This is a genomic window from Promicromonospora sp. MEB111 (assembly GCF_030209445.1).
In the GTDB taxonomy this organism is placed as follows: Bacteria; Actinomycetota; Actinomycetes; order Actinomycetales; family Cellulomonadaceae; genus Promicromonospora.
The window spans coordinates 440,798-450,045 of record NZ_JARVSD010000007.1 but is presented as its reverse complement, the minus strand read 5'-3'; the positions used below and the strand labels follow the sequence as shown (position 1 = coordinate 450,045).

The following is a 9,248-nucleotide window of genomic DNA, read 5'->3' as shown; positions in this document are numbered from 1 at the left end:
TCCGGGCGCGTGCCTCGTTCCTCGGCCCGCACCCTGCGCTGCACCTCCGGCTCAGCCGACCAGCCGGGTGCGCAGCGCACGGACGTGCCCCGGGGTGAGCCCGCCGCGGGCCAGGTACTCCTCGACGCCGCCGTGCCGCGTGCGCAGGTGCTCCAGCGCCCCGAGGATGACGTGCCGGGTGGGCGGCACCCGGCGCTCGGCGGGCCGGTCGTAGCCGGGCTCGGCCGCCCGCTCGACGTACCGGGGCGCGAGCCGCTCGTTGGTGACCTCGTAGTCGTCGGCGAGGGCGTCGACGTCGGCCCCGGCGAGCGTGAGCGCGAGCGCCACGACCAGGCCCGTGCGGTCCTTCCCGGCGGCGCAGTGCACCAGCACGGGACCGTCCGGCGCGTCCGCGACGGCCCCCACGGCGCGCGCGAACAGCTCCGGGCGCCGGTCCAGCATTCCCTGGTAGAGGTGCACCCAGGGCCCCTCCTCGGGATCGCCGGGGGCCTGCACCGGCAGGTGCAGGTAGGTCGCACCGTCGGCCAGCCGGCTCGGCCACTGCTCGAGCTCCTCCGGCCGGCGCAGGTCGATGACCCGCGTCAGCCCGTAGGCCCTCGCCGCAGCGACGCCGACGTCGGTCAGGTGGCTGGGGCACTCGGAGCGCACCAGCACGCGCTCGCGGATCGTGCCGCCGCCCGTGAGCGGTAGTCCGCCCAGGTCACGGGCGTTCAGGCAGCCCGGCCAGTCCAGGTGGAGCGGTGTGTAGTCCGTCACGCCCGGAGGCTAGCGCTCCGGGTCCTCCTCACGCAGCGAAAACTTGCCCTTGCGCATCTCGACGGCGATCTGCTCGGCGTCCAGCAGGTCCAGGGCGGTGCCGAGCTGCGCCGAGTCGTAGGTGCCGGCCGAGCGCGCGGCGAGCAGCTCCTCGCGCTGGGCCGCGATCGTGGCCAGCCGTAGTTCCCGGTACTGGATGAAGCGGTCCTTGGTGAGCACCGCGTCCTCGTCCTGCGACTCGTGCTCCCGGTAGGTGTCCTTGCGCACGCGGGCGACCACGCCGGCGTCGTACGGCGTGCCGTCCGGGCGGTGCGGGTCTGCCAGGTAGTCGCGCGCCGCCTGCTCGGTCTCGCGCCGCAGGGCGGGCAGGTCGCCCGCCGTGTCCTGTCCGACCAGCCCGAGCCGCCGCGTCAGCCAGGGCAGGGTGCTGCCCTGGACCAGGAGCGTGCCGAACGCGACGCCGAAGGCGACCAGGATGAGGAACGACCGCCCCGGGGTGTCGTGGGGGAGCGTCTGTGCGGCGGCGAGCGTCACCACGCCACGCATGCCCGCCCACACCAGCAGCGTGCCCTCGCGCCAGCCGAGCGGCCGCGCGAGGTCGTAGTCGATGTCGGCGGTCCGGCGCCGTAGCGTCCCCTGGATCCGCTCCAGGCGCTCGGCGGTCGAGCGGCGGCCCGTGCGCCGCCCGGTGGCCTGGTCCGGCTCGCCGGACGCGGGCGGGGTCGCGGCCGCTCGCTGGTCGATCCGGTCCTGGAACGCGGTGAGGGTCTCGCGCACGGCCTCGCCCCGCCGCGCCCGGCGGGCCTGGATGCCGATCAGCGGCGTCACGAACGCGGCGCGCACCACGAGGATCGCCACGCTGGCGATCGCGGCGACCACGACGGCCTGCCAGACCGACCCGGTCCCGGACTCCGCGTCCTCGATGAGCGCGAACAGCTCGATGCCCATGATGAGGAACACGGCGCCCTCGAGCAGCAGCTCGACGGTGTGCCAGTTGGAGCGTTCCGCGATCCGGTCCTGCGGGCGCAGGTAGCGCGGCGAGCCGTTGCCGGTCACGAGGCCCGCCGCCACGACGGCCACCAGGCCGGACGCGCCGAGCTCCTCGGCCGGGAGGTAGGCGACGAACGGGACCACGAACGACATGGCCGTGCTCAGTGCGGCGTGGCCCAGCCGGCGGCGCACCCGCAGGCCGAGCCAGCCGACGGGCACGCCGATCGCCACGGCCACCAGGGCGGCGTAGGCGAAGTCGCCCACGACCTCCCACAGGCTGACCGAGGCCGCGGTGGCGGCGATGGCGGACCGCAGCAGCACCAGGGCGGAGGCGTCGTTGAGCAGGGACTCGCCCTCCAGCATCGTGACGCTGCGCGGGGACGCCCCGAGCCGTTTCACGATGGAGGTCGCGACGGCGTCGGTCGGGCTCACGATGGCGCCCAGCGCGATGGCCGTGGCGAGGTCGATCCCGGGGATCAGCCACCGGAAGAGCAGCCCGAGCAGCACCGAGCTGATCACCACGAGCGTCACGGACAGGCCGCCGATGGCCGTGAAGTCGCGCCGGAAGTCCATCGACGGCAGCCCGACCGCGGCGGAGTAGAGCAGCGGGGGCAGCACGCCGCCGAGGATCACCTCGGGGGGTATCTCGACCGCCGGCACCCACGGCAGCAGGCTGACGCCCGCGCCGAGCACCACCAGGACCAGCGGGGCCGCGACTCCCGCCTTGGGCGCGAGCGAGGTGACGGCGATGATCAGGATGGCGGCGACGACTGCGACGATCAGGTACTCCACAGGCTGACGTTACGAGACCGCGGCGTCGCACGCCGACTTTTTCAGCCCTGCGAGATACCAGGTCGGGCCGTGTTACCGCGCGCGCGAGGCCGTCTCCGCATAGGTTCGGGGTGCCGGCGGGACCCCGTCGTGCGCAGGGGGCGCACCTGGTGTGCCTGTGTCGAAGAGGAGTCGAACCATGGGGCTTTTTGACAAGGCCAAGGAGTTCGTGACCGACCCGGACAACGTCGCGAAGGCGAAGGAGCAGCTCACCGACGAGAACGTCGACGCCGCTACCGACAAGCTCAAGGAGTTCGCGCCGGACAAGGCCGACGGCGCGATCGACGCACTGGGTGAGAAGGCCAAGGACTTCGGCCAGAGCTGAGCCGCCGGTCCGCCCGCGGCGCGACCGCGGGCACGGGACCGGCACTGTATCGGTACGATCGAGGGGCACCGTCCGCGTGGACGGCGCCCCTCGATCCATTTCGTCTTCCGTTCCCCAAGGAGCACTCCTGTGTCCGACGTCGCATCGCCGCCCAGCCCCACCGACCTCGCCGGTGGCGAGACCCCGGCGCAGAACTCCACGGAGGCGACGACGACCACGCAGACGACCACCGGCGTCGAGCTGTACGGCGACCGCCGCGACGTGGTCGTCGTGCGCGTGGACGGCGAGCTGTGGGACCTCGACCGCGAGATCCCGGCCGGCCACAAGGTCGAGCCGGTGACCATCGGCGAGCCCGACGGCCTCGCCGTGCTGCGGCACAGCGCCGCGCACGTGCTGGCGCAGGCCGTGCAGCAGGTCAACCCGGACGCGAAGCTGGGCATCGGCCCGCCCGTCACGGACGGCTTCTACTACGACTTCGACGTCGAGACGCCGTTCACGCCCGAGGACCTCAAGGCCCTCGACAAGACGATGGCGCGCATCATCAAGGAGGGCCAGACCTTCCGCCGCCGCGTCGTCACCGAGGACGAGGCGCGCGCCGAGCTGGCGGGCGAGCCGTACAAGCTGGAGCTGATCGGCCTCAAGGGCGGCGCGGCCGACGGCGAGAGCGGCGAGAGCGTCGAGGTCGGCGGCGGCGAGCTGACCATCTACGACAACGTGCGTGGCGCCGGCCGCGAGAGCGAGACCGTGGTCTGGAAGGACCTGTGCCGCGGCCCGCACCTGCCGAACACGCGCCTGATCGGCAACGGCGTGCAGCTCATGCGCAACGCCGCCGCCTACTGGCGCGGCAGCGAGAAGAACCCGATGCTCCAGCGCGTCTACGGCACGGCGTGGCCGTCCAAGGACGAGCTCAAGGCGTACCTGGAGCGACTGGCCGAGGCCGAGCGCCGCGACCACCGCCGCATCGGCGCCGAGATGGACCTGTTCAGCTTCTCCGACGAGGTGGGTTCGGGCCTGCCGCTGTTCCACCCCAAGGGCGGTGTGATCAAGCGGGTCATGGAGGACTACGTCCGCCAGCGCCACATCGAGGAGGGCTTCTCCTACGTCGGCACCCCGCACATCACCAAGGACGGGTTGTTCCACACCTCGGGCCACCTGCCGTACTACGCGGACACGATGTTCCCGGAGATGGACCTCGAGGGGTCCAAGTACCGGCTCAAGGCCATGAACTGCCCCATGCACAACCTGATCTTCGCCTCGCGCGGGCGCTCCTACCGGGAGCTGCCGCTGCGCCTGTTCGAGTTCGGGTCGGTGTACCGCTACGAGAAGTCCGGCGTGGTGCAGGGCCTGACCCGCGTGCGCGGCCTGACGCAGGACGACTCGCACTCGTATGTGACGCCCGAGCAGGCGCCGGGCGAGGTCAAGCACCTGCTCGACTTCATGCTCAGCGTGCTGCGCGACTTCGGCCTGGACGACTTCTACCTGGAGCTGTCCACGCGGGACGACTCCAAGCCGGACAAGTTCGTGGGATCCGACGAGGACTGGGCCGCCGCCACGGAGATCCTGGAGCGGGTGGGTCGCGAGACCGGCCTGGAGCTCGTGGCCGACCCGGGCGGCGCCGCGTTCTACGGCCCCAAGATCTCCGTGCAGGCGAAGGATGCCATCGGCCGCACCTGGCAGATGGGCACCGTCCAGTACGACTTCAACCAGCCCAAGGGCTTCGGGCTGGAGTACACCGCCGCGGACGGCACCCGCCAGCAGCCGGTGATGATCCACTCGGCCAAGTTCGGCTCCATCGAGCGGTTCATGGGCGTGCTCATCGAGCACTACGCCGGCCAGTTCCCGGCCTGGCTCGCGCCGGTCCAGGTGCTCGCCGTGCCCGTGGCCGACGCCTTCGACGACTACCTCAAGGACGTCGTCGCCCAGCTCCGCGCCCAGGGGATCCGCGCCGAGCTCGACCTCTCCGACGACCGGTTCGGCAAGAAGATCCGCAACGCGTCCAAGGAGAAGGTCCCGTTCGTGCTCATCGCGGGCGGGGAGGACGTCGAGGCGGGCGCCGTGTCGTTCCGCTTCCGCGACGGCACGCAGGAGAACGGGGTGCCGGTCGCCGAGGCGATCGAGCGGATCGTGAAGGCGGTCAGCGACCGGGTGCAGGTCTGACCGGCCGGAAGGTCGTCCCCGGATGAACAGCGAGCCCACCCCCGAGTCGCCGACGGCGTTCGGTCCCTCCGACGACGGCCTGCAGCGGCTCTGGACGCCGCACCGCATGGTCTACATCGGCGGGCAGGACAAGCCGGCCGACGGGACCACCCAGCAGTGCCCGTTCTGCCGCATCCCGGCGGGCGACGACGAGCAGGGCCTCGTCGTCGCCCGCGGGGAGCGGTGCTACGTGGTGCTGAACCTGTACCCGTACAACTCGGGGCACATGATGGTGCTCCCGTACCGGCACGTCTCGGACTACACGGACCTCGACGCCGCCGAGACGGTCGAGCTGGCTCGGATGACTCAGCAGGCCATGCGCGTGTCGCGCGCCGTCCACGCGCCCGCAGGCTTCAATCTTGGTATCAACCAGGGCGAGGTCGCGGGCGCGGGCATCGCGGCGCACCTGCACCAGCACGTGGTGCCGCGCTGGCTGGGCGACGCGAACTTCCTGCCCGTGGTGGGCCAGACCAAGGCGTTGCCCGAGCTGCTGGCGGACACCCGCCGTCGGCTCGCGGAGGCCTGGGAGACCGCGGGGGGCGGAGAGGAGAACTGATGTTACGGGGCCTGCGCTCCTTCATGACCACGCTGTTCACCCCGTTGGCGAGGCTGCTGCTGGCCCTGCGGGTCTCGCCGGACGCCGTGACGATCGCCGGCACCGTCGTGGTCACCGCGGTGGCCCTGACACTCCTGCCGACCGGGCACACGCTCGTGGGCGGGCTCCTCATCGGCTTCTTCGTCCTCTTCGACTCGCTCGACGGGGTGATGGCGCGCCTGGCCGGGCGCTCGGGCCCGTGGGGCGCGTTCCTCGACTCGACGCTGGACCGGGTGTCCGACGGCGCGGTGTTCGCCGGCATCACGCTCTGGTTCGTGCTGCACCCCGACGAGCACCACGGCCTGTGGGGCACGAGCGCCGCGCTCGCCTGCCTGGTGCTGGGCAGCGTGGTCCCGTATGCGCGGGCCCGCGCGGAGGGCGTGGGGGCCACCGCGCAGGTCGGCATCGCCGAACGCGCCGACCGGCTCCTGCTGGCGCTGCTCCCGTTCACGTTCCTGCAGGTCGGCCTGCCGGTCGTGGTGGCCGAGGTCATGCTCACGCTGCTGGCGCTCGCGAGCCTGGTGACCGTGTTCCAGCGCATCGCCACGGTGCGGGCGCAGCTCGCCCGGCACGCCGTCGAGACCAGGGACGACCCGCACGAGGGTCCGCTGGCCGGGCAGGGCGCCTGATGGACATCGCCGGGCTGTACACGTTCGCGTGGCGCAACGCCACGAAGATCCCCGAGCCCGTGCTCCGGGCCGTGTTCACGGCGGTGGCCGACGTCACCTGGCTGCGGCGCGGCAAGAGCGTGCGGCGCATGGAGAGCAACTACGCGCGCGTGCGGCCCGACCTGGACGCCGCGGCGGTCCGCCGGCTGTCCCGCGTGGGCATGCGCAGCTACATGCGGTACTTCCGGGAGGCGTTCACGCTCCAGGGCGTCACCTCCGAACGGCTCCGGGCGCGTGTGCGCGTGGAGGGCTACGACGAGCACGTGCGTCCCGTGATCGCCGACGGCGGCGCTGCCTCGCTCGCGCTGGGCCACCTCGGCAACTGGGACCTGGCGGGCGCGTACGGCTCCCAGTACCTCGCGAGCGTGCTCACCGTCGCCGAGCGGCTCAAGCCCGACGAGCTGTTCCAGGAGTTCGTGCGGTTCCGCGGCTCGCTCGGCATCGAGGTCCTGGCCCTGGGCAACGGCGACGTGCTGGGTTCCCTGGTCCGCGGCGCGAAGGAGGGCAGCAAGCTCATCCCGCTGCTCAGCGACCGTGACCTGACCTCGACCGGCATCGAGGTCGACCTCGCCGGGCACCGCGCCCGCGTGGCCGCCGGCCCGGCCCTCCTGGGCCTGGAGGCGGGCGTCCCCGTGCACGCCGTGGGGATCACCTACGAGCGGCTGCGCGGCGACCGACGCCGGGCGGCCGGCACCCCGTGGGGCATCGTCATCCACTTCTACCCGCCCCTGCCCGTGCCCGACGCCGGGCTGCCACGTGCCGAGCAGGCGCGGATCCTCACCCAGGGCTGGGTCGACCAGCTCACGGAGACGATCGTGGAGCACACCCACGACTGGCACATGCTGCAGCGCGTGTTCGTCGCCGACCTGGGCCCGGCCCGGCAGCGGGCGGCGGGGCGGTCCGCCGCGGAGGGACGGGACACCACCGCGCAGGACGAGGCCCGGCCCGATCCCGCCCCCGCGCGGGAGAACGGATGAGAGGCACGCGGCGGCGCGGCCACCGCTCGCTGCGCGTCGGCATCGTCTGCCCGTACTCGTTCGACGCCCCCGGCGGCGTGCAGTTCCACGTGCGCGACCTCGCCGAGGCGCTGCAGGCCGCAGGACACCACGTGTCGGTGCTGGCTCCCTCCAGCGACGACACCGAGCTGCCCGACGTCGTCACCGCCGCCGGCCGGGCCGTACCGGTGCCCTACAACGGCTCGGTCGCGCGGCTCACCTTCGGGCCGCTGACCGCCACCCGGGTGCGCCGCTGGCTGGAGGGCGGCATCGACGGCAGCCCGTTCGACATCGTCCACCTGCACGAGCCGATGGTCCCGTCCCTGTCGATGCTCGCCCTGTGGCTGGCCACCGAGCCCGTGGTCGCCACCTTCCACACCTCCCAGGTGCGCTCGCGCGCGCTGCAGGTCGCCTACCCGCTGGTGCGGCAGTCGCTGGAGAAGATCGCCGCCCGGATCGCCGTGTCGGAGGACGCGCGGCGCACCCTCGTGGACCACCTGGGTGGCGACGCCGTCGTGATTCCCAACGGGGTGTACACGCAGGTGTTCGCGAGCAGCGCCCGGCGGCCGGAGTGGACGGGCACGGCCGACGCGCCGACCGTCGCCTTCCTCGGCCGGCTGGACGAGCCGCGCAAGGGGCTGAGCGTGCTGGTGCAGGCGGTCCCCACGATCCTCGACCGGGTGCCCGGCACCCGGTTCCTGGTGGCCGGGCGGGGCAACGGCATCGTCGCCGAGACGCGAGAGGCGCTGGGGGAGCGGGCGTCGTCCGTCGAGTTCCTGGGCGCGGTGTCCGACGCCGAGAAGGCGGCGCTGCTGGCGTCCGCCGACCTGTACGTGGCCCCGCAGACCGGCGGCGAGAGCTTCGGCATCGTGCTCGTGGAGGCGATGAGCGCCGGTTCCGTCGTGGTGGCCAGCGACCTGGGTGCCTTCCAGCGCGTCCTGGACGACGGCGCCGCGGGCGCGCTGTTCCGCACCGGCGACCCCGCCGACCTCGCCTCCACAGTGCTGGACCTGATCGCCGACCCGGCGCGAAGGGACGCCTACCGCGCCCACGCGGCGCAGTGGGTGCAGCGGTTCGACTGGTCCGGCGTGACCGAGCAGGTGCTGGCCGTGTACGAGATGACGCTCGACGCCGACCACGCGATCGCCGGCGACGTCGTGGGCCGCTTCATGGGGCTGTTCCCGCGGCGGGTCGGGGGTGACGCGTGACCTGGTCGGAGATCGCGCTCGTCGCGCTGGCGGCCGTCGTCGTCGGCCTGGTGTTCGCCTGGCAGGGCGCCTCCCGGCTCGACCGGCTGCACCGCAAGGTCGCGGCGTCGCGCATCGCCCTGGACGCGCAGCTCGTGCGGCGGGCCTCGGCGGCGGTGGAGCTGGCGGCGTCGGGCGCCCTGGACCCGGCCAGCTCGGTGCTGGTGGCCGACGCCGCGTACACGGCGTCGGACGCCGGACCGGTCACCTCGCCCGCCGCCGCGCTGAAGATGGACGGGCTGGGCTCGGCCCGCGAACGGGCCGAGTCCGGGCTCACGGCGACGCTCCGGGAGGCGCTGGGCTCGCCCGAGGCGGTGCGGGACCTGCGGGCAGGCCCGGCGGGCGAGGTCGTGGTGGGCCTGGCGGCCGCCTGGTACCGCGTGACGCTCGCCCGCCGCTTCCACAACGAGGCCGTGGCGCAGGCCCGGCGGGTGCGCAGGCTCTGGTACGTGCGGCTGTTCCACCTGGCCGGCCGGGCGCCGATGCCGCGCACGGTCGAGCTCGACGACGCCCTGCCGCCCGGGCTGGAGCCGGCCGCCGGGTGACCGTGCTGTCCGGCAGATGACCGTTCTGCGGGCGGCGGCAGGGACGCGGCAGGCCGGGCGATAAGATCGAGGCAGGGCGCCGACCGCGCCCGGAACGACC

Annotated in this window: 9 protein-coding genes; 7 read left to right on the top strand and 2 right to left on the bottom strand. The window is 73.3% G+C overall.

The features are described from left to right. Window positions 1-51 precede the first annotated feature (51 nt). On the bottom strand, window positions 52-756 hold the full coding sequence (locus QRN56_RS08830; protein WP_285102460.1) for a tyrosine-protein phosphatase: 705 nt from the start codon (window positions 754-756) through the stop codon (window positions 52-54). Window positions 757-765: 9 nt separating this feature from the next. Further along, on the bottom strand, window positions 766-2,538 hold the full coding sequence (locus QRN56_RS08825; RefSeq protein ID WP_285102459.1) for a cation:proton antiporter: 1,773 nt from the start codon (window positions 2,536-2,538) through the stop codon (window positions 766-768). A 178-nt stretch (window positions 2,539-2,716) separates the two neighbouring features. On the opposite strand from QRN56_RS08825, the gene QRN56_RS08820 reads away from it, so the two are divergent. The 7 genes from QRN56_RS08820 (at window position 2,717) to QRN56_RS08790 (ending at window position 9,148) form a co-directional block, all read left to right on the top strand. Beyond that, window positions 2,717-2,902, top strand: coding sequence for a hypothetical protein (locus QRN56_RS08820; RefSeq protein WP_285102458.1), 186 nt, complete (start codon window positions 2,717-2,719; stop codon window positions 2,900-2,902). Between the two features lie 129 nt (window positions 2,903-3,031). Beyond that, window positions 3,032-5,059 (top strand): threonine--tRNA ligase, encoded by a 2,028-nt coding sequence (gene thrS / locus QRN56_RS08815; RefSeq protein WP_285102456.1) that lies wholly within the window; start codon window positions 3,032-3,034, stop codon window positions 5,057-5,059. Between the two features lie 22 nt (window positions 5,060-5,081). After that, window positions 5,082-5,654, top strand: a complete 573-nt coding sequence (locus QRN56_RS08810) for an HIT family protein (protein WP_285102455.1) — start codon at window positions 5,082-5,084, stop codon at window positions 5,652-5,654. Further along, a complete protein-coding gene (pgsA, locus tag QRN56_RS08805) occupies window positions 5,654-6,322 on the top strand; it encodes a phosphatidylinositol phosphate synthase (protein ID WP_285102453.1) in 669 nt (222 codons plus the stop codon). The genes QRN56_RS08810 and pgsA overlap by 1 nt, the downstream gene beginning before the upstream one ends. Next, entirely contained in the window at window positions 6,322-7,338 is a 1,017-nt protein-coding gene (locus QRN56_RS08800; protein WP_285102452.1) for a phosphatidylinositol mannoside acyltransferase, read from the top strand. Before pgsA ends, QRN56_RS08800 begins: the two co-directional genes overlap by 1 nt. Continuing rightward, window positions 7,335-8,564 carry a glycosyltransferase family 4 protein gene (locus QRN56_RS08795; protein ID WP_502928770.1) on the top strand — a complete coding sequence of 410 codons (1,230 nt, stop codon included), beginning with the start codon at window positions 7,335-7,337 and terminating at the stop codon, window positions 8,562-8,564. The genes QRN56_RS08800 and QRN56_RS08795 overlap by 4 nt, the downstream gene beginning before the upstream one ends. After that, window positions 8,561-9,148: a hypothetical protein gene (locus tag QRN56_RS08790; RefSeq protein ID WP_285102451.1), complete on the top strand. Its 588-nt coding sequence runs from the start codon at window positions 8,561-8,563 to the stop codon at window positions 9,146-9,148. The genes QRN56_RS08795 and QRN56_RS08790 overlap by 4 nt, the downstream gene beginning before the upstream one ends. Window positions 9,149-9,248: the final 100 nt, after the last annotated feature.

Bases quoted from the DNA above. Each gene is read 5' to 3' on its own strand.
- QRN56_RS08820 (WP_285102458.1), top strand. From the start codon at position 2,717: ATGGGGCTTTTTGACAAGGCCAAGGAGTTCGTGACCGACCCGGACAAC.
- QRN56_RS08810 (WP_285102455.1), top strand. From the start codon at position 5,082: ATGAACAGCGAGCCCACCCCCGAGTCGCCGACGGCGTTCGGTCCCTCC.
- pgsA (WP_285102453.1), top strand. From the start codon at position 5,654: ATGTTACGGGGCCTGCGCTCCTTCATGACCACGCTGTTCACCCCGTTG.
- QRN56_RS08800 (WP_285102452.1), top strand. From the start codon at position 6,322: ATGGACATCGCCGGGCTGTACACGTTCGCGTGGCGCAACGCCACGAAG.
- QRN56_RS08795 (WP_502928770.1), top strand. From the start codon at position 7,335: ATGAGAGGCACGCGGCGGCGCGGCCACCGCTCGCTGCGCGTCGGCATC.